We start from the raw sequence: 21,044 nt of genomic DNA, 5'->3' as shown, positions 1-21,044 counted from the left end.
TATTACTAATGGATTTCTATAGGGTAGGTACAATATAATAGAAAATTGGTACTATGCTGCTTTCAACCTTTTATAGATTAATTGCTGCAAAAGGGCGCTGTTAACTTAAGCATAAATCATCTCCTTGTTGTGGTATTCGACAAAAAGATTCAACCAGTTCCGCACATGTTTTAGTTTACAGTTCTTCTGTCTACACGGAAAGTAGTCATCAAAACTTTCAGTTCTGTCCTTGATATATTGCATTGTCCTTTCAATCATGCTTTTCTCTAAAGGAGAATGAACATGATGATCTAGTCTGAGAAACTGACAAGCCATTGGATACCAGGTCCCGCCATCTGTGGATACAGGGTGTTTTCCATAGTCTCTGACAGCTCCTGACAGAAACCTCTCAGCAATTAACATGTTTCTTTCTTGAGTTATTCCTTTGGCAAAAAAGTGCTAGAATTTGATGACTTTCTGGTTCAATTGATTGCAATCCAAAGCCATATTAATTCTGGACCTACCTTAAGTAATGTTTCATCAACAATGAATTCCTCAACTGTTCTTCTTTTCTTTGAGGATGTTTTTCTAGGATGACATTTTTGAATCCAATTCCAAATCGATACATGGCTTCTCTTAACATTATGTAAGAATAACAATGCTTTGGCAACACATCTAGTCGACAAACCAAGAAAGTACAAATATAATGCACGTTCGATATCAAACGAAGATGTTCTTTGTTTCTTTTGATAACCATGTGGAAATAGGGCATCTTCAAACTATAGCTTTTTCGTTAAGTTAACAGAGCCTGCAAAAGTATGTTGTATTGAACCCTTTATTATCAAGACAACCAATATCAAATCTCAATAAAATTCAGTACGGGACCAAGGACACTTCCGATCAATTCAGTTCTGCATGGGCAATATTTTGAAAATAAAAAACAACTATGCTAATATTATTTTAATGATTAAAATCTACTATAATCACTGAAATCATTGGAACAACATTTACAAACATGCGATTTTGTCATGTCAGCAAATTCACTCATGCAATTATGATCAGAAAGCATATCTAGTGATATATAGAAGAAAAAAGATTAAAGGTAATATAGGCGAATTTAGTTACAAATCTTCTGAATCTCTACCTAAAAGACAAAATATCAGAAAAAAAGGTGATTTTTGTTTTCATCTGGGTTCAGATTCTTTCCTTTTTACTTTATTTTACAAAAACCTATAATGAGTTTAATTTACCAAATATATTATCTTCAGGAGTTCTTATATTTCCAATTACGGTTCTAATGATTCTACGAAAGCCAAATACTTCAGTAAGAGTCGTAAATAAATCATATATTTTAATATTTTTTGCTTCTTTCACATGGTTTGTTGCAGAATGCATTTTTGGTTATTACAATGGCTTTTTAAAAGAAGACCCTTATCCTTCCCTAGCTGATTTCTTTTATCTCGTAGGATATTTGCTATTATTGGCTTATCTAGTAATAATCAACAAGATCTACAAGATAGAATTTTCGATAATAATAAGTGCTTTAATCACTTTTTTTATCATGACATTCTATGTTATTTACCTATCGGTATTTATTTACCAAATACCACTCTATAGTGGTAACATATATGACTTGACTCTATTATTTTTTTACCCCCTGGCTGATTTATTTATTGTGATGGGGTCTTTAATGTATTATTTTAAAGGAAGGTCAATTTCAATTAATAAAGAAAACAGGTTCTGGATATTAATCGCGCTTTTTGGTTTCTTCTTTTTTATGGGAGATTTAACCTATGGATACGATGATCTTCTTGGGACTTTCAATAACTATATTTTTGACCTCTTTTTTAATATCGGATATTTGTTTTTAGGCATTGGCATCATAATTAGAATGAGTTATTTTTACAACTTAAAAAAACAATAGAAAAAACTGTTGTAGATTATAGGTGGATAATAGATTGAATTACTCTGAAGGAATGATTACTTTGTTTTGCCATATAAAAAAGCACGTTGATTGTTGTCCCAAAGGAGTCAACAACGATGGTTGCTCAAATTTGCCATTTATTAAAACCTGCTTTTGATATGCTATTTCTTATCAGTTCCTAGATGCTGTTAATTAGTTACCCATGAGAAGCTTTTGATAAAACTTCTTATGGGTAATACAATATATGAAATACCGTATTTCTGTGCTAACGTAACGATCATTTAAATTTTTATAGAACAATATTCTATTCAATTTGAGCATGTATGCAAGCCTGAAAATTTCAAAGAAATAGTTAAACCGAACATTACTAATGTAATAGATGAAATATGTGGTAAAGGTTTTCACGAAATGATTTTTAATTGTTGACTTTATAGTTGGCATTTAGGTCGTCTCTTCCTCCTTTTACAAAAAAAATCCAAAATTACCCATCCTTTAAATTATTTTCATATCTTACAAAATTTCCACATTCTGTGAAAAGTTCAAAAATAATGTTTAAGATGTCAAGGAATAGCATATTGATATCAGTTTTGATGACTACTGTATCAGTTGGGATCCAATAATACTGATGCATAAAATATTTCCAACTAAGACAACACCTTATTAGACATGAAAAATTAACTGATAATGAATCTCTTCAAATTTCAATGTTTGATTTTGTTAACCAAAGTGGCAAATATAATGCCCATATAAAGACTTGATGAATATTAGAAAGTAAGACAACTTTAGCAGTCTCAAGACGTTTGTAACCATAACGTACTCAATTACCATAAATTTTTGAAAAATTTGTAGCACCCAGCTGCGGAAATGAAATTAGATGAAGGATTTTAGCATGCCTAAATTCTATTTTCAAATTTGGGACCGAAAAGACAATCTATCCCCATATCTATAAAGATGGTAAGGTAGAATAACCGTAGGCAAAAATATCGAGTGAAAATAGTTAGAAGAGGAAGAGAAAAAATTAAGGATATCGTGATAAAACAATATCATTGATTTTGTTATACATTGTTTATAATATCCAATACCTTTAAAAAGGTTGGAATCCATAAAGGATTATGAAAAATCTACTTAAAATGATAGATTCATTTAATAAAAGACATTTAATTATTGTAGGTTTCTCTCAAATAAGATCAGCTAATAATATTATTAGTGCCTTATGACAAAGCGATAAAAACTTGTAGTATTATAAATACAATTCTTAGTCATACTGCATTAGTTGTAGTTTGGTTAAGGTTAGAAAATGGCAGAGAAGTATTTTGTTTTTTATTCTCAATAAATAGCAATTTGAGTTCAAAAGCCAAAACAATATTTATATTTTAGTTGTGAATTATTTGAATTGAAATGCAATTTCAAATCAAAACAATCAAAATCGCTTACAAAAGAAAATATACAGATTATAAGAATATTATTTTAACAGCTGCCATTCTTTTGCCTCTCCTGTTAATTAATTTTTACCCTAGCCACACAGTTTTTGGTCAAAATGAAAATCAGTCCCATACAACTAAGGACATTCTAATTTGTCAGGTAACGGAATACATTCAATCACCTGTTGGATCAAATACCCAGCAAGCAACTAATATATGCAATCACCAAAATTCAATCGGTTATAACCAATCCTTGTCAGAATTATGTTTTATATTTAGCGGAGAAGATATTGATATTATAAATGCATATTGCAATAAGGCCATGCCAACTAAAGCATCGACAACAATAATGAGTGAAACTCCAATATCAACTGATCAGGCATCTATTTCCGAACCTAAAGAATTGGCACCAGTAATTGAAAATGATCAAAAATCAGGCAATCAAGACAATACCGACAACGGATTAAAAGTTACAATATTTGATGGGGTGTCAAAATTTTTCTCGGGTGTCTTTAACCCCTAACTGAATTCAACTATTAAAAATTTTATTGCACTAGAATCCACCACTTATTTGGTAGCTAGAAGCAGTTACAGTAGATCTCTGAAAGTCGAAGGTTTTTATTTTAACAACAAAATTAATCATTTGATCATTATGACTCTGATCATTAACTAAATGAGATAGTTTAATCATTAATGACAAGAACGCACATTGATCTGCGAAGTTTAAATAAATCAAATATTTTTGTAATTTGTTTGAGCAAAAAGGAATTAGCCAATTAGGTATTTAACGTTTTTGTAGAAATGAAGATGAAATTGGCAATGTCACAAATAGTTTAGTTGCCTTACCGCTAACACATGTAAATGCAAAGACTTTACTCTTAATTCTCGCTCTCTCTAATTATCACTAATTCTTACAGGGCTTCAAAATCATCATTATTATAATGACTGTTTAATAATGATGAAGTTTGAGTTAGATAAACTAGATTAAGACTCAAAGCCGTGTGTATAGAAACAAAATACGAAGAAATTTTCAAAATGAGACCAGTCATTATTAATTAACTATTATTAGCCTGCCGTTGCCAATGCAGATAATTTTATATTAGTAGCATTTAACACTTTTTTTGGATACCTATCCCTGAAATCTTAAAAATGGTTCAGATTATTGGACTTGGTGGGGCGATTCTTTTATATAAATATACATCTATATAGAGAGAGACTAGACCCAACTCATCCTTAAACGTAAATTTTTTTGTAATTTTTAGAAATTAAGAATATTTCGTTAGATAAGACGATCAATAACAACGGCTTCAGAATAGAATAAAAAAACTATAAAGAAAAAAAGGATTTGTCTAGGCTATAGATTTTATTGTTGGCCGCCGGCGCTATTTCCACCATTTAGATTAAGGGTAAAGTCCAAGTTATTGCATCCGGCTATGGTGTCGTTTTCTGAACCACAACTTGATGATTCACCTGTCCTTGCATCTTGTCCTATGAATTGAGCCATATCGTTTGATTGCTTCTTTTTGTGGTGACTATCACCACCAGCATATGCCATGTTATCACCATAAGCTACAACTGAACCCACTAGTGCTGCTGCGAGGAATATTGAAAGGATTGATAATTTAACTTTTTTATCCATGAATCCATATTTGTAATTTAATATAACTGAGTTGAGCAACCTGTTACTGAAAAAATCTACCTTATTTAAATTACTAAAAGATTTATTGAAAAAATGTGTTAAATCCAGCTGACACCAAAGTGCACATAAAGTATTTTTTTAGCAATATAATCAATTTAGTTTGATGTGAAATACAGTCTCACTTTATTTTAAGTCTAATTGTGTTGACAACATATCAGAGAGGAGAATCAGAGCAATATCTTAGATTGAGAAAATAAATGTCATTGTTCTTTACCACATATATGGTGTGATGAACAAATTATACCCTAACATAGCTAATAAAGTGGCAATTCCAAGTTTGGGTATAATTTCAATGATGAATTACCTTTTTCAATTTTTTAAAACTCAATTTATAATAAATATCCTAATTTTACCTAAAAAGTTTAGATATCTAGTTGAAGATTTTTAATAAGAATGAATTAAGGTTTTCAAAGCAATATATGTTGGCTTGGACTGTTGCGATTGTGTTTTTGCCAAGCGTAAGCAACTATAAGGAATTAGGGAAAAAGAATCTCGGTATAGTAAAAATAGTAATGATAAAAATCAATTTTTGATGCTGGAGACACGTCGTGTTTAAAAAAAATAGAATAAAAAAGGAGAGAAACTCTCACCCTTTTTTTCTATTATTATTGTGTCAAAGAGTCAATATGTCCGTCTACAGTGTATGTTATAACAAATGGTTTTCCTTCTATATTATGAAATGCCAATGCGTTACCAGCAAATACAAATGAACCTGAACTAACAGGGGCATCGGTAAATTGTTTCATCAAAGATATTGCAACTTTGCCATCACCAAAGGGTGCATTTAATGGCTCACCTGTCTCAGTTGTATTTTGTCCTGATTGATATGGATGTAACATTACTACTTCAACTGGTTGACTTGCAGTAAAAGAAGCAATTCCTGAATATATTTTACCGTCATCTCGAGGTGGAGCAGCAATCACAATCTGATGCATTTCGTGACCTGGTAATGGATCTTGCATTGATTTAGTTGTATTTTGTACGACGAAAGGTGTTGATTGTTCTGTTTGTTGTGCAAATACTGTGGAACCTGAAAGTTGTGTTATTAATGCAATTGCTCCAATCAATGCGACTGAAGTAAATGCCAAAGCAATTTTATTCATCGTATTGTTAATAAAATACAATATATATAAATTATTCGCAAATACGAAGTAGAGATTAGTCAAAGGAAAGGCAGTGTTGTAAGACTGCTAATAAAAAGAATTTTTTGAACGGTTATGCAAATAACAGTAATCAATCAATCAACATCTTATTCTTGTACACCAAATACAATAATATTATTATGGAGTATTTCCTTGTAATCGACCTATTTGCCAGGATACACCATTGTCATTAATGGAATCAGCATTATTTTCATTGTCGTAGCCATACTAATGCTATTATAAAATACAATATTTTTTTGGCAGATTGGATATTTGTAAAAGGGATATTTGTTACACATATACTACTTTCAAGTCATCATCAACACGGATAAACTGGGGTAAAAGGTTGAATGACACAACATGCTTAAAGTCAGTACCTGGTGCCAATGTTCAATCCTATCCACTGAGTATATCAGTAACTGAGAAGGATCCTGAAATATCGGTTGAGTCTACACTATTATCACTATGTCTACTTGATCAGGAGATTGGAATGCAATTGATTTTACAGCCGTTATCTTTACACTTTTCTGATTCCTTTTCCAATGTTAAAAAAGAGATTAGAAAATTATGTGATTTTTGTCAGTCGCATCATCGAAAATTAAATTCATTATGACAATTGCAAGGTAGTATTAAAAAGGATAAGATCACCGTTATACAAAAATTTTTCCTAGATGGTGTGGAGAAAATAATTACTTGTGTTCCCAATTTGATAACATGAAAGATAAATGAAACAAGCCAGATTATCACTACAAATTGAAAAAAAAGACAAATCTTAACAATAACATATTTTGAAGTACGTACAATATTCATATACTATTTGGATATTTGGGGCGGCGCATCAGGTAGACTTGAAGATTTGGGTAGAAAACAAACTATTCCTCTTGGTGTTATTAGATCTTTAAAAGGTTTTACACATTTTATATTAGTGGTTGCATCAGCAACAAAAACGGTTGAACTAATCATATTAATGAGCAAACAAGTGGCCGCACCCACAAAACAGATGGTTAATAAAAGTTTTGATTTATTGGTAATCATTGACATTATGGTTCCAATCCACCTATAAAAATTTTTAAGATTCGTTTTGAAAAGAGAAAAAAGATTGTAAGTGTTTATTTAACATATAATTAAAAAAAATAGCCATCATCGAATCATATCTTTAAAAATAAAATTTTTTATTTTATAAAAAAATTAATGAGATGAACTTGTTAGAATATCCATTGTGTAACTTTAACTGAAAAAATCCTTCAACCACGAAACAATATAACTTTAGAAGATGAGAAAAATTTGATACAAGGTACCTAAGAAGGCTAAAATAGCATCAATGAATTTTGGCAAAAATATAATTGACTGATTACTATTGGCATTAAAGGCATCTATTAATCCATACAGCCTTGACCAAAATTTTCGGAAAACTAATGACTAGGTATCTTTATTTTAAAATATAATTAAAGTTTTCAAAAACAATTAATGAAATATCTAAAATATAAGTCAGAATATTTTCTCTAAAATGTGAGTAAAACGGCTCTATTTATTATCCAATATCAAATACAATTAATTGAAATCATATCTCCGGTATTTTCTCATGATAAATCATGCAATGGAAAGTCCTCTATTAATTTTGACAGTTAGATTTGACAATAATCATTCTTCCTCTTTGTATGTGGGGAAAGTTAAGTTCGCTAATCCTCATGACTTGAATTGAAACTAGCAATCGATTGCATAGTTGTATTCATTTATTTCCTCATTACATAATTGAAATAAAAAAATAGAGTTAGAATTACTTAATTTGGCCTCACCTTGTGATTTAACAGGTAAAGACATCAATTTGCAAGTGAGAAGGGCCCAAAAGATAAAAGTATTAGCCCTTCACTTAAGTGGTGAAATACCTTCATTTATTAAATCAGATATTTGTTTAAAAATAGTATGGTTCATAATCCTTTAACTTTTTACAGTAAAATTTTCGACATCAGATAGGACGACTATCGTTGTATAGTAAAGGCCAACATCGAAATTAAATTAAAAGTGTATTTTTTGTCCTTCTATCAGCGTTTATATTAACACTTTTGATGCTTTGGGTCTTCTAATAGTATACTTGCACTTTCGAACTAAATCATCATAAACTTCATTTAGTGGATTTAAATAATTCAATTATGCTTTTAATTAATGAATCAGAAGAGTACAATTCAAGAATATTTGAAACATATAAGTTAAACTTGAATTGGATAGCGATTCATTATGAGAAGCTACTTTTAGAATATGAGAACCAGTTTGTGGCCGTAAACGATAAAAAAGTTTTTGATAGTGATAAGAAATAAGAATTTACAAAGGTTATTAAAAAGAGTAGAATCTAATAATTCTCCTCAATGGAAGACAATTGCAATAATGCAAATAACTCAAAACCGTAAAGGTTTCTAAGGATTTATCGTTTATTTGTTGAATGACAAATACTAGCATTATAAAGGAAGATCGCCACCATTAATGATAAGCGCAAATCTGAGAATGGTAGCCCCAAGGATTAAAAGTGATCACATTAATAACATTGTATTTAGTTCCTTTAATTCTAATTAATTTAATTGCTTTAAATTCCATAGGGCAGTAGTACCGTTAAAGAAAGAAAGTTGTAACATTCCTACTTCCCTCTACAAGTAGATTCTTAAAATTTTATCCTTTTTAACATAATAATATGTGGTCAAAGATAATCGTTGAAGATTTCATAAATCAGAGTCCTTTTTTTTGCTTTGAACATTTGTTAAAAATTCTTGCTTAATACTTGCGGGGTGTCTCATTCCAAACATACTTTGAAAATGATGCCAAAGATATCTAGTCTTAGTATATAGAGGTTTTTCAAACAAATAAGCCATTGAATCTTAATCATTCTCTTTTTCTAATACATAGTAATTACTATTTATATTAAGAATCTTGTTTCTGAGGTATTTTGGAAAATGTTACGTTTGCAAAATATACTGCTTGAAATTCTTTACCAAATTCTTGACGGCAGAGCATAGATAGCCGCTGCAATTTAGTAACTACAATTCTGGTCAACTGTGTGGGTTTTCCTTTACTATTTAAATAAATCTGCTAAAATGATATTACTATTATTATTGCAGCTTGATAGTTTTTTTACAGTATACTAAAACATCAAGAATCTTTTTTTTCTCTACCTGCTAAATATGTAAAATAAATCGTCTTTATGCATATGCAATAATCATACTCATTCTTCCTATTAGCAGGATATAATTTGCCAGAGTAGAGTTGCGCCTTTTTGCCCCATGTCAAATAGATTAAATTAAAACACACCAATCAATATTCTATGAATATTCATACTATGGTAATCTAATTCAAGAATTTCGGTACTATCACGAATCTCCAAAGGAACAAGATGTTTATATTTAGAAAATAAAGATATCATAATAGACATTCCTACACATTGTGGCAATCCAGGGTGCAAACAATAACAAGCACAAATCATCATAGCGTATGGTCGACAATAATTATTACCAATAAACAATACTGTTTGTAAAATATTTCTTCCTAATCATTCAAAAAATCGTCTTTGAGTTTATCAAATGTTGTTTGAATTAAGGATTACTTATAAAACAGATCTTTTGACTTAATACTCTATAATACCAGATAATCATATATTTATATTCTAAATGAAATAATATATCTATTAAATTGGATTTAAATATCATAATTTTTCAAAAAATGAGTTTTATCTGCTATAACTCACTTAAAATCTCGCTTTTTATTAGAACATCCTTTATATAGTTAGTATAAAAAAAATATAGTAGTATTTTAGCCAATAAATATATGAAATAAAAGAACAGTTTAACCCACATGAACAAAATACAATTATTTGCAATCGCAAGTATTCTTGCAACAGCATCTCTAATGGCAGGAGCCTTTATGGCCGTACCGTCATTTGCTCAAACACCAACAACACCAGGTGGCGACATGGGATCAACAATGGATGCAGGTTCATCAGGTAATGCCACAGGCGGAAATGCAACTGCAGGTGGAACAGATAACTCTACTGCTCCAATGTAAACAAGTTCGGTAAGTAAATAGATTTACTACTCTAGCATTTCATTATTTTTTTTTAAAAAAATTATTCCTAAATTAAAGAATCCATTTAATAACTTAAAAAATAACAGGACAATAAGAAATTAATTAATCAATTAATTATCTCCAATAAATGCTTCAATTTCTTTTGTTACGCTTAATCGGACAAATTCTATATTTAGGTGCCGATTGTTCGGTTATGAATAATTATTGCTACCTATGTAGGCAAACAAAAACTTTATAAAATTTTTGCAATATTAAGAAAAACAATAGTAATAACAAAATATTCTTTTTGACCACCTTTAATCATATATGCGCTATGCAAAGATAACTGGCGAAATTTATAGCAAGATACATACAGGAAATACCCAAGACCATTGAAAATTTCAAAAAATTTATTTAATTACTAGTTAACCACTCACTCTGAAATTCACTACCTCCATTTATTTAACCCTGTCTGCGAACGCTTCAGCCTTGTAGGAATCATATTTTCCAGAATCTATAATAAAACTAAATCTCTCAATGGCATTGGGTGGGTAAATTTTAAATGGGCCTGAAACAAATCTATTAATTACTTTCTGTTCATCATTTTTATCATCAAATAGAGTAACATTAACCATAATATGATCTACATTCTCCGTCGAATTATTTAATATAGCACCTGTAACGGAGTAGGAACCAGAAGTACTTTTTATGATCTCGAGGCTCGTAATCATGATGTTAACAACATCTGGTGAGGCATCAGAAAGATTAGTAATTGGTTGTGCATTCAAAATATAGGCATTGCTAATAGATAAAAGTAAAATCAACAAAATAATCAAGTTGAAATGCAGTATCTGTTTTAAGTTAGTCAAGTTGCATCGAATGTGATCTATACTGTTTTCTTGAATTATTAAAGTTACTATTCGAAGAATATGAGGACCACTTGAACATCAATTATTTGAAATAAAATCAAAATTAAATTAAGATTTACAATTATGAATTATTGTTGTACCCCTGTTTTCTATTTGTTAGACGTTACTATGTTTATATATGTAATTGGATTGACGTAGCATTTGTTAACCTAAAGAAACAGCAGTATGTCTACGTTAACACTTGGAATTTGTGGATGACTGGAGGCGATAGTTAACATGCGGTATTCTGCAATTCGTTTGCAAAAAAAATTCTAGTATTATCACTGATATGATACCAATTCCATCTTCTATGCTTTCAAATGAATGATTTATTTGAGCAAGAAATTGGAGCATTTCATGCGTTAACTAATTCCAATTTATTTGAAAATTTGAGAAGATCCAGAGATATCTGTGTATCGCCTTTAGGAGTATTTTCCGTAAAAATAAACAGCAAGAACTCGACATATACATAGATAGATGCAACCCGTTACAGGTCTAATTATATATTGCCGATCCAGAGTAAGAAAAGTTAAGTTAAAGTATTCTTTCAATGCAAAAAAAGATGAATTAAAGTTTATCACTAATAAATCCCATATTTTACAAACTTGCCTCAAAATAAAATAAAATAAAATAAAATAAAATAAAATAAAATAAAATAAAATCAAAAATCCATGCCGGATAAATCTAATTGGATTGCATTTGCGAACCTTTTTGATTGGATTTTGATTTGAATTTTGATTCCTCCCACCTTTTGATAAATCGGATATGCTCGCAGACATGGTCTGCACTTCGAGTATCATGAAAACCGCAGTAAAGGGTTTGTTTACCAATCAGGACTTCAACATTGTATTGTAACTTATTATCTCTAATTATGAAAGCATGATCATGCTGGTATTTGACATAATAATCCAGATTCTTCTCCTGGGATTTCCCATACCCCTTGACAACCTTTGATTTACCCATAATCTTGCGAATCTAGTTCTATCTCGTATTTATACTTATTATTTATTTGAGGTTATAAGAGCCAATTAAAATTAGAAAACTTTTAAACTTTGTTAATTTGCAAAAAAAATTTAGAGGGTAAAGCTCATGTTTTCTTTCTTTACGACTCGGTGAATTAAAGAATTTGATTAAATAAGCATGATTTATTCTATGGCTGGAATTTAACTATCTTCTCGGCACTTAAATTCTCTTTTAGATAGAAGAATATTTACTAAAACCCTCTCTATAAATTGGATAAATACATTTAAACAACTAATTGTTCTATTCTTCATCCATTTTTATTCTGAAAACCCTCGTCTTTTTGATCTTTTTAATCACCCAAAGTAGCATGTTCAATTCAAGCTGCCATGCTTTTCGTTATATCTATCGACATAATCATATTATAATGCCTAGGACCCTTAAACCGTTGAGAGCTGGCATAAGAATTATCTGAAATATTGGAATTTTGTAAATTCTAATATCCAGTAATATATATAGGAACAAACTTTGCACAATTTGTCTAATTATTGGATTCGTAAATCTACTTTGTAAAAAAAAATAAAACTCTCGAAAACTTATCCAATAAGTTATAGGATGAAATTATAAAACATCCTTTGTAATTCGGATTTATTAGATCTTCTGGATTTAATATGATTTGCCATGTTTATTTTCCCATCTTGATAACATTTTTTTCCGATCCTTTTAACTTTTCAAAATTCTCCAGTTTAGACATTTGTATTAGATTCTCCACTTTTATTTCATCAAATGATTAATTAATTAATCTTATTAGGTAACCAAGAAAAAATATTCTTTGATAAATTAAATATTTTACCCCCCAAAAAAAACAGTTAGTTAGCATTTCTGTAAACACAGGACAAATTATGTCAACCTCTTATCGCGTATGTTCTTTGTTGCAATCTATTCTGTGTAAAATTATATATCAATTGCTTTGACTTTAATGCATTTTTAACTTTTATTAGGTTCCTCCAATTTATGAGCAAAACGAGGATTGTTTCCAAAACTACTCTGAATCAAGTGTATGCAAGAATCAATTTAAATTTTATATGTGCAACTATTTTTAATCACAAAAATAAAGTTAATTGAAATAGCGATGTAGGCCTTAATATTATTCAAATACGTTGGCAGTTGGATGATCTATTTTGCTCTGTGTTGCATGAGTTGCGAACGAATCAATGGATATTTGTTCTGACATAGTAAATCCTTCTTGTCCTGTTGCATTAATTTTTGCAATTAATGCATCTTGGACATCATGCAAATAGGCCCAAGTACCACCATCCCAAGCTGTTACTCTACCCTCATAATAATACACTTTGCTGATCAAACCCTCAACTAAACCAGTCTTAAACAAATTAGTGCTAGCAATTTCGGCCTTTAGCCCATCCCCATCATTCTTTAACTGTGTAATTAATTCATCCATCCCGTTTTGTGCTCGAGCGGTTGAAAAAACAGAAGAAGATATCATCAAGATCCCTAATATTAAAACAATTGTACCTAAGGAGAATTTTGTAGTATACGGCAACATATTGAAAGTATATACATTTATTAATATAGTTTTACTAAAGATTTTACTATTTGAACTTTCTATCAGTTTAGGTTTGAAGGTTTTACATTTTATAGTGACAATACCTTCCGAACAATCCTTTATCATGGAACTACAATCTAATTTTTTGACATAATCTTAACTATCTACCTCTCAAATATTATAAAAAAAGTATCCAAAATTTTTGTTGTGGATACATATCACCAACTTTATAATAACATCATATTTTTTTTTGAAAAAAATAAAATTATCTATGAATCTCATTGTTGGATGCAATCACTCAATTTTTATATTATCTTTATAGTCGCAAAAATACATAAAAACCGATATCGTTAATTCCGGCCATATTTTTTATCCTTTGATTTACGAGAATGGTCTTAATGCTCAAGCAAATACTGTGATTAAAGTGCTCGTTATTTTTTTTCATAAATAAAATAAACATCTCTATAATCGAAGATAAATAATGCATTAAATTAAATATTTTCACTTTTCACTTGATCCTGCCAGATAAAGGGTAGATGTACACATTAGTCTATTTATTTAATTCTAATTGTATTAGAATATTAGAGTATTGCAATTAGTTAGACAATTTTAAGTATTTAATCACTAAAAGGTCATTGATGATAAAATCAAATAAATTTAAATTTTATAGGATCTCTGAAATAGGGATAGCAGTAATTGCTGTTTTTCTAATCATAGGAACAGTAAGTACCTCTGTTTCGATTGATAGTGTTTTTGGCAAACCCGTAAACGGTGATAAGAAAAACTGTAAATCTGACTTTTTTTCCAGAACTTGCTGCTGGGCTGAAAGCAATGGATCCTTTATTTTCGAACGCTGTGAAACCTGTCTTGATATGGGTGATGGTACTTACGGTCAATGCAAGACTGATGATCATCCATTTAGAGAAGGCAACGGAAAGAAAGATAACGCAGTACCTCTAGGCGACGGTGTACTTGGCAAAAAACAATAATGGTAACAAAAAAAAATAACAAATATTATTTTTCTAACAAATCATTGATTATTTTTATTTTAAATTACACAGCTACTTGCCTTGAAATCGGATAATGTATCCAGTTTTCTTCTTATATGTAATTATTATTAAATCTGTACAGCAGAGTCACGTGACCGAAACCTAATTTTGCTCAAGTATTGCAAACCTGTAAGAAATGGATTTTATTTTTTTTTGACTCGTGCTATCCAATCCAATTATGACTACGGCTGTCCATCCCATCCCCCAGAATATTCCATCCAAATCTTATAAAGAATCGAGATTATGAATATAAATTTTATAAAATACATAAATTAATATGTGCTAAATAACACCAAATTCAAAACATTTTAATAATTAATTACATACCACACTCTTACAGTATATCTCCGATCAAATTCAAAAATCATGCTGGATGGATCAATTAGTAACCAGTTCCATAGTCACTGATCCATTCAGCATTTGCTTTGATTATAATGTTGTTCGAACTAAATTTTGAAGGCAAGTAAATAATTTATTATACTTTATTGGTCTCCTAACAAATGCTATGTTTTTCCATTGTAATAGGATTGACAGTTCCAATAACTTTAAGTTCTTGTATTTATTGATTTTTTTTGTTTTATTTAGCCACATGGACCACAATTATAATTAATTGATACAGACGCTATCATCATATGATCTTTAAATAAGATAGTACTTGTTTGTTGTGAGAAGACAGAAATCTTGTTTGCTTTAGCAGGATTTATTGCTCAACTTCATCTGCTATCCCATCTATTTCGAAGATATACCAAAACAATAATGAAAATACTTGACAGTATTATAGTCGTATACCATCCAAAATTATCGAAAGGCAGTTACTTTAATTAAAAATGTATAGTCCTTGTACCAATAGATTTAGAATAGACAAAACGCAGTTTGGTAGGTTGTGTTCGTAGCTTACCGAATACAAAAATACTATATTTAGAGACCACAACTTTACTTTACTTTACTTCAACAAATAATGATTGTAGATTATTAGTGTAAACTCAATAGTATTTTTCGTTGAAATAGTAGTAGAAATCTTTCATGTAGAAAACTTCGGATCTGCAGAATAACAAGACACCGGTGAGCAGTAAATGCATTTAAACAATGCCGTGCATGAGTTAGACAATAATGACACTGAAGGTCAAAAGATGCATTATAGATGAGCCCAAAAGATGGTTTCCTCCTCAAACGAGGATATAGGGTAACCTAGACAACATTAACAAAAATCAAATTATGTTATTTTTACAATTAATATCCAAAGATGTTTTTTGATCCATACATAATCAAGGATTGTAAATTTAATTTGATAACAACTAATTCTAAATTACAAGAAATTATTTGTATATGTAGATACCTGTGTGTAGAATTCACCTTTTAAATTTGAATTTAGATTTAGAATTTAGAATAGACTTAAAATCTTTCTAATTCACATTACGGACTTAAAACCCAGAAAAAAATTTGATGGTCCTTGCTGTAAAAAAACAGTATTTGAATCAAATTTTTGTAAAAAAAGATAACTCTTTCATATTGATATAAAAAAAATTATAAAAAGTTGTTTTGATCCTCAACTTACTTTCACTTCTTACTTGTCTAATTTCTAAAAATAAAAATTAATATGCTCTTCTCGGATCTTCTTTCAAATTTCTGCAGGCAGATATCAATATATTTATTCAAATATCTTAATTAGCACAAAAAAAATAAAAAAATAAAAAAACACTCAACCTCTTAAAGACCCAAGTGTGAACCCCTTTATCATCTGGCGTTGAAACGCAATTATCAAAATGATAACAGGTACGAGGGCGACGACAATTCCAGCCGAAAGATATCCCCATTCTATTCTATAAATTGAGATGAACTGATATAGTGCTACTTGGAATAAGGTAGAATCTGGTGAATTGGCCAAAACAATGGGTAAAACAAATTCGTTCCAGGAAAATATGAATGAAAAAATTGCTGCAACGGCTAATCCAGGCAATGAAAGTGGGATAATAATCCTTCGTAGCACACCAAACTTTGAACATCCATCTATTAATGCGGATTCCTCTACCTCCTTTGGAATGGTTTCAAAGTAGTTCTTTAACAAAACCACATTTAGAGGAATTATAAGTATTTGAAAAGTCAGAATTAAAGAAAGCAAAGAGTTTAACATATTTAGATTTGCTAAAATGCTATAAAGCGGTATTATGTTAACGATTATAGGTATGGTAAAAAGTGCCAGTATAACATAAAGCAAAATACTTTTTGCCCTAAATTCAAACCTCGCCAACCCATACCCGGCAAGAGCACATATAGACACATTAAGAATCATACTACCTACACTAACAATCAAACTATTGTACAAACTCTTAACTATGGTAGAATTTGTCATAACAAAAAAGTAATTCTCAAGTGTAACTTTTTCAGGAATCAATTTTGGTGGAAAACTCATTGATTCATCGTTTGGCTTTAGAGATGTTGTAAAAACCCATATCAAAGGAAACATTGTTAGCCCTATGAACACAAACAAAACAATGTAAATAATTGATTTTTCAATCTTGTCAATTCGATTCGTACTTACTGGCATAAATTTAACCCCGTTTTTTCAAAGCTACTATGTAAATTATTGCAACCATGATGTTAATCATTAATAGTAAAATCCCAGCCGCTGATCCTTTAGATAAAAGTCCAAATTCAAAAGCTTGTCTGTACATGTAAAGTGAAGCAGGAGTACTTGCAAATAGCGGATTGCCACCGGTCATAATAAGAGGTATTTCAAAAAAGTTTATCGACCATATAGTAATAAGTACAACGTCTAACAAAATGAAAGGTTTAATCAGTGGAAGGGTGAGATAAAAAAAGGACTTTAATTTGGATGCCCCATCTATTTTTGCGGATTCATAAATTGAAGGATTAACAGATAACAAACCAGCCGTCAAAAACAAAATAGTAAATGGCGTTCCGTACCAAACATTGGCTATTACAATTGACCAAATTACTGTGTTGGGATCCGATAACCACGGAATTGAATGAAGTCCAATTGAATTAAAAAAATAATTAATTATCCCAAAGCTATTGTCAAAAATAAACTTGAAGGAAAATGCGGCTATCAAACCAGAAGTGATCCATGGGATCATCACCACGGCTATTAGCAATTGTTTACCTCTTATATTTTGGTTAAGTAAAGATGAAATTAAAAGTCCTATGAGAAACTGAAATGTAACTGAGCTTCCTACAAAAATTGCCGAAACTTTTACTGACGTATGAAAGTTAGGGTCGTTTAGGACTTGAACGAAATTATCGGTTCCGGAAAATCTCCACTCCTTAAGAATAGAAGTAATCGATACCTGATGTAAAGAAATGTAAACATTCCAAAAAAATGGAAATAACAAAAATAAAAAAAGGATTGAAAGAGCAGGAACGAGATAAAGATATGGTTCAGTCTTTGAAAACGTCATCATATCTTATCAAAAAAGAGTTGGGGATTAAAAAAATATGCTACTAAAACTACTACTACTGCTACTGCTACTGCTACTACTGTTACCAACCAAGTACTTCTGCAGATTTCTTGGCAGCATCATCTAAAGCTTGTTTTGGCTCTTTGATTTTATAATATACCTCATCTATGGCTTGTTTTATATTTTCTGCAATTTGAGGATACTCGGGTATATTTGGCCTGCTGTGTGCGTTTGGAATCATTGAAACTAATTCAGAGTAATATGGAATGGTTGAGTTGAGTTGAGCAGCATATGCTCCTTCACCTATTGGTTTTTGAGTAGGCAAATATCCTTCTTGTTGTAACATTGGTGTAAGGATTTGTGGATCAACCATTATTGTTAATAGTTCCCATGCAAGATCCTTGTTAGGAGATGTTTGTGGGATACTTAGTAACCATCCACCCATCATGGTGGTCGAATTTACGTCACTTGACGGCGTCGGAAAAACCGGAAGCATACCTATATTCTGATCAAGGGTGCCCCATTGCTCTTTTGGAAAGGTTCCTAACAACCATGATCCCTCCAGCATTACAGCAAATTTCTTATCGGCAAACTCCTGTCCCCAAAAATGATTAGGTTGGGGCGAAATACCAGCGTCAACTTGCTGTTTCAAAAAGTCCAAAGCCTTTACTCCCTCTGTGCTGTTAAAAGCCGGAAACCAATACGTTCCTTTTTCAGGATGGCCTTCTTTTTGTTTTAATATTTCGCCACCTAACATCCAAAGATAAGGATACCACATATCTGGTGAATGTGCAGCCCCAACCAAATGAACACCTTGAATTCCCATGTCTTTTAAGGCATTGTTCAAAGTTTTAGCAGATTCAATATACCCCTTCCAAGAAGTCAAGTTTTGTGGGTCTACTCCGGCCTCTTTAAGCAAATCCTTCCAGTACCATATTGCCCTTACGTCCGTCCAAGACCAGATACCATATGTTTTGTTTTCATATTTGCCACCCTCCCAATTTGTAGGATACCATTCGTTTGCTCTACCCCAATCTTTGGTTTTATTGGTAAGATCCGTAAGAAATCCCCCTTCAGCAAACTCCCCAAGCCAAATTTGGTCCACGGAGATCAAATCTATAGGTGTTTTACCAGACATGGATGTAAGGATTTGAGTTCGTGTAGCATCGTAGGGTAATACACGGTAATCAATTTTTATGTCCATATCAGGATGATTCGCCTTGAGTTTTTCTAATGCCTTATCAAACAAGATATCCCAGCGTTCCTTAGGCTCTGCAACTATAGCAGTTAGCGTAATTTGCTGACCAAATACGATTTCAAAATTATTTTCAAAGTAAAGTGATACAAATACCAGCGATACCATCACGGCAAGTAAAGAAGCGGTTAATTTCATTAGCCTAGTAGGTGCACCAGCTTTTTTAAATATTGCTGTAATATGCATTTAATAAGAGAAATAATATTTCCTTTTTTTCTTGTCTTGTCTTGTCTTGTCTTGTCTTGTCTTGCCTACACTATTAAACTCAAGATAAGGAACATTCTTTAGAGTAATACAATTATTCTATTCTTGATCCTTCCGATGTAAAAAAATGAAGTTTTGAATATTCAAACCCTATTTGCAATTTATTACCTTGATTAAAGAGATTCAAATTGTTCTTTAAACTAATTACCAAGTTGTCTGCTGTTCCAACAGCAACCTCTAGAGTAATTTCATCACCAAGTATCTCAACATATGTTACTGTGCATTCTAGTTTTATACCCTCAAAATTTTCAGTATTATCAATTATTACAATATCTTTTGGCCTTACGCCTATGATGAATTTTTCAGAAAGGACCTTCGTCGAAATATCTGACTTTGAAATAGGTATTTGGATGTTAGAGGAGTGCAACGAAATAATAGTTGATTGATTATCATTAGTAACAAAAGTGCATGGCATCAAGTTCATTTGGGGATTTCCAATAAATTGGGCCACAAAGGTATTTCTTGGTTTGTGATAGACTTCAAGAGGCGTTCCTATCTGTTGGATATGTCCTGACTTCATTATTACTATTCTGTCTGCCATACTCATAGCCTCTACCTGATCATGTGTAATATACAGTGTTGTTATCCTGATACTTTTTTGTAGTTTCTTTATTTCAGTCCTCATATGAGTTCGAAGTTTGGCATCAAGGTTACTTAATGGTTCATCCATGAGAAACAGTTTTGGTTCACGTACTAGGGCCCTTCCCAAAGCAACGCGTTGCATTTGACCTCCACTGAGTTCTTTAGGTTTACGGTCTAAAAGATCTGTTATGCCTAAAACTTGAGCCATTTTAGTTACCTTTTCTTGTATAATTGTTTTTGAATACTTGCGCATTTTCAACGGGAAGGCCATGTTATCAAAAACAGTCATATGAGGATACAAAGCGTAATTCTGAAAGACCATTGCTATATCTCTATCTTTTGGTGAAAGATCGTTAATTTTTTTGTCCCCAAGATAAATCGATCCTGTAGTGGGAGATATTAAACCTGCTATGCAACGAAGTGCAGTTGTTTTTCCACAACCAGAAGGGCCAAGAAAAACCATAAATTCGCCTGACTCCACCTTAATATTTAGATTATCCAACGCGGCAGTTTTCTTGTCGTATTTCTTGGATAAATTTTCTATTCTAAGACTAACCAAATTTATTTGTACACCACAATTAACAATGAATCAATTTTTATGATTTTTTTTATTTGTAATAAAGTAACAGAGTTTGAGCAAATTAAAAGTATCAAACAATATTAAATAAAAGATCAACATAGTGTGATTGATTTTATTAAATCGTGACAAGTCGTTTTTTTTTAAATTGACCCTCTTTGTAATCATCATTCACAGGTACCATTGAGGTAATGATATAAATCATTTATCTGGTAAATTCAAACTAATCTGTTATGACAGAATCATAATGATAATTT

The 21,044-nt window shown here is 31.1% G+C and carries 16 protein-coding genes; 4 read left to right on the top strand and 12 right to left on the bottom strand.

The window, feature by feature from the left end:
- Positions 1–105: 105 nt before the first annotated feature.
- The gene (locus tag F1Z66_RS11300) at positions 106–402 is read right to left on the bottom strand and encodes a hypothetical protein (RefSeq protein WP_149863729.1); all 297 of its coding nucleotides are present in this window, start codon (positions 400–402) and stop codon (positions 106–108) included.
- A gap of 59 nt (positions 403–461) precedes the next feature.
- Complete coding sequence (locus F1Z66_RS11295) at positions 462–665, bottom strand: hypothetical protein (RefSeq protein WP_149863728.1); 204 nt, start codon at positions 663–665, stop codon at positions 462–464.
- Between the two features lie 2,636 nt (positions 666–3,301).
- Between F1Z66_RS11295 and F1Z66_RS11285 the strand changes: the two genes are divergently transcribed.
- Positions 3,302–3,847 (top strand): hypothetical protein, encoded by a 546-nt coding sequence (locus F1Z66_RS11285; protein ID WP_149863726.1) that lies wholly within the window; start codon positions 3,302–3,304, stop codon positions 3,845–3,847.
- 840 nt (positions 3,848–4,687) lie between these two features.
- On the opposite strand, the gene F1Z66_RS11280 is transcribed toward F1Z66_RS11285, so the two are convergent.
- The 3 genes from F1Z66_RS11280 to F1Z66_RS11270 form a co-directional block, all read right to left on the bottom strand.
- Positions 4,688–4,963 (bottom strand): hypothetical protein, encoded by a 276-nt coding sequence (locus F1Z66_RS11280; protein WP_149863725.1) that lies wholly within the window; start codon positions 4,961–4,963, stop codon positions 4,688–4,690.
- A gap of 665 nt (positions 4,964–5,628) precedes the next feature.
- Positions 5,629–6,126, bottom strand: a complete 498-nt coding sequence (locus F1Z66_RS11275) for a hypothetical protein (protein ID WP_149863724.1) — start codon at positions 6,124–6,126, stop codon at positions 5,629–5,631.
- Positions 6,127–6,978: 852 nt separating this feature from the next.
- A complete protein-coding gene (locus F1Z66_RS11270) occupies positions 6,979–7,206 on the bottom strand; it encodes a hypothetical protein (RefSeq protein WP_149863723.1) in 228 nt (75 codons plus the stop codon).
- Between the two features lie 2,796 nt (positions 7,207–10,002).
- Between F1Z66_RS11270 and F1Z66_RS11265 the strand changes: the two genes are divergently transcribed.
- Positions 10,003–10,212: a hypothetical protein gene (locus F1Z66_RS11265; protein ID WP_149863722.1), complete on the top strand. Its 210-nt coding sequence runs from the start codon at positions 10,003–10,005 to the stop codon at positions 10,210–10,212.
- A 458-nt stretch (positions 10,213–10,670) separates the two neighbouring features.
- On the opposite strand, the gene F1Z66_RS11260 is transcribed toward F1Z66_RS11265, so the two are convergent.
- Entirely contained in the window at positions 10,671–11,000 is a 330-nt protein-coding gene (locus tag F1Z66_RS11260) for a hypothetical protein (protein WP_149863721.1), read from the bottom strand.
- A 440-nt stretch (positions 11,001–11,440) separates the two neighbouring features.
- Here F1Z66_RS11260 and F1Z66_RS15605 point away from each other — a divergent pair, with 440 nt between their 5' ends.
- Positions 11,441–11,593, top strand: a complete 153-nt coding sequence (locus tag F1Z66_RS15605; protein WP_154670555.1) for a hypothetical protein — start codon at positions 11,441–11,443, stop codon at positions 11,591–11,593.
- A 211-nt stretch (positions 11,594–11,804) separates the two neighbouring features.
- Here the strand turns inward: F1Z66_RS15605 and F1Z66_RS11255 are convergent, their stop codons facing one another.
- Both F1Z66_RS11255 and F1Z66_RS11250 read right to left on the bottom strand, forming a co-directional pair.
- Positions 11,805–12,083, bottom strand: coding sequence for a hypothetical protein (locus F1Z66_RS11255; RefSeq protein WP_149863720.1), 279 nt, complete (start codon positions 12,081–12,083; stop codon positions 11,805–11,807).
- A 1,144-nt stretch (positions 12,084–13,227) separates the two neighbouring features.
- Positions 13,228–13,770 (bottom strand): hypothetical protein, encoded by a 543-nt coding sequence (locus tag F1Z66_RS11250; protein WP_195907533.1) that lies wholly within the window; start codon positions 13,768–13,770, stop codon positions 13,228–13,230.
- A 512-nt stretch (positions 13,771–14,282) separates the two neighbouring features.
- Between F1Z66_RS11250 and F1Z66_RS11245 the strand changes: the two genes are divergently transcribed.
- Entirely contained in the window at positions 14,283–14,633 is a 351-nt protein-coding gene (locus F1Z66_RS11245) for a hypothetical protein (protein ID WP_149863718.1), read from the top strand.
- Between the two features lie 1,759 nt (positions 14,634–16,392).
- Here F1Z66_RS11245 and F1Z66_RS11240 read toward each other — a convergent pair.
- From F1Z66_RS11240 to F1Z66_RS11225, 4 genes are all read right to left on the bottom strand, one after another.
- Positions 16,393–17,238, bottom strand: coding sequence for a carbohydrate ABC transporter permease (locus tag F1Z66_RS11240; RefSeq protein WP_149863717.1), 846 nt, complete (start codon positions 17,236–17,238; stop codon positions 16,393–16,395).
- Between the two features lie 4 nt (positions 17,239–17,242).
- Positions 17,243–18,112, bottom strand: a complete 870-nt coding sequence (locus tag F1Z66_RS11235; RefSeq protein WP_149863716.1) for a carbohydrate ABC transporter permease — start codon at positions 18,110–18,112, stop codon at positions 17,243–17,245.
- A gap of 79 nt (positions 18,113–18,191) precedes the next feature.
- A complete protein-coding gene (locus tag F1Z66_RS11230; protein ID WP_159357614.1) occupies positions 18,192–19,502 on the bottom strand; it encodes an extracellular solute-binding protein in 1,311 nt (436 codons plus the stop codon).
- Between the two features lie 160 nt (positions 19,503–19,662).
- Entirely contained in the window at positions 19,663–20,769 is a 1,107-nt protein-coding gene (locus F1Z66_RS11225) for an ABC transporter ATP-binding protein (RefSeq protein ID WP_149863714.1), read from the bottom strand.
- Positions 20,770–21,044: the final 275 nt, after the last annotated feature.

The organism is Candidatus Nitrosocosmicus agrestis (assembly GCF_008389435.1).
Taxonomy (GTDB): Archaea; Thermoproteota; Nitrososphaeria; order Nitrososphaerales; family Nitrososphaeraceae; genus Nitrosocosmicus; species Nitrosocosmicus agrestis.
Note: the sequence above shows the minus strand (reverse complement) of the source record. Positions and strands in the feature narration are given on the sequence as shown.

Bases quoted from the DNA above. Each gene is read 5' to 3' on its own strand.
- F1Z66_RS11300 (WP_149863729.1), bottom strand. From the start codon at position 402: ATGTTAATTGCTGAGAGGTTTCTGTCAGGAGCTGTCAGAGACTATGGA.
- F1Z66_RS11285 (WP_149863726.1), top strand. From the start codon at position 3,302: ATGCAATTTCAAATCAAAACAATCAAAATCGCTTACAAAAGAAAATAT.
- F1Z66_RS11280 (WP_149863725.1), bottom strand. From the start codon at position 4,963: ATGGATAAAAAAGTTAAATTATCAATCCTTTCAATATTCCTCGCAGCA.
- F1Z66_RS11275 (WP_149863724.1), bottom strand. From the start codon at position 6,126: ATGAATAAAATTGCTTTGGCATTTACTTCAGTCGCATTGATTGGAGCA.
- F1Z66_RS11270 (WP_149863723.1), bottom strand. From the start codon at position 7,206: ATGTCAATGATTACCAATAAATCAAAACTTTTATTAACCATCTGTTTT.
- F1Z66_RS11265 (WP_149863722.1), top strand. From the start codon at position 10,003: ATGAACAAAATACAATTATTTGCAATCGCAAGTATTCTTGCAACAGCA.
- F1Z66_RS15605 (WP_154670555.1), top strand. From the start codon at position 11,441: ATGAATGATTTATTTGAGCAAGAAATTGGAGCATTTCATGCGTTAACT.
- F1Z66_RS11255 (WP_149863720.1), bottom strand. From the start codon at position 12,083: ATGGGTAAATCAAAGGTTGTCAAGGGGTATGGGAAATCCCAGGAGAAG.
- F1Z66_RS11250 (WP_195907533.1), bottom strand. From the start codon at position 13,770: ATGATAAAGGATTGTTCGGAAGGTATTGTCACTATAAAATGTAAAACC.
- F1Z66_RS11245 (WP_149863718.1), top strand. From the start codon at position 14,283: ATGATAAAATCAAATAAATTTAAATTTTATAGGATCTCTGAAATAGGG.
- F1Z66_RS11240 (WP_149863717.1), bottom strand. From the start codon at position 17,238: ATGCCAGTAAGTACGAATCGAATTGACAAGATTGAAAAATCAATTATT.
- F1Z66_RS11235 (WP_149863716.1), bottom strand. From the start codon at position 18,112: ATGATGACGTTTTCAAAGACTGAACCATATCTTTATCTCGTTCCTGCT.
- F1Z66_RS11230 (WP_159357614.1), bottom strand. From the start codon at position 19,502: ATGAAATTAACCGCTTCTTTACTTGCCGTGATGGTATCGCTGGTATTT.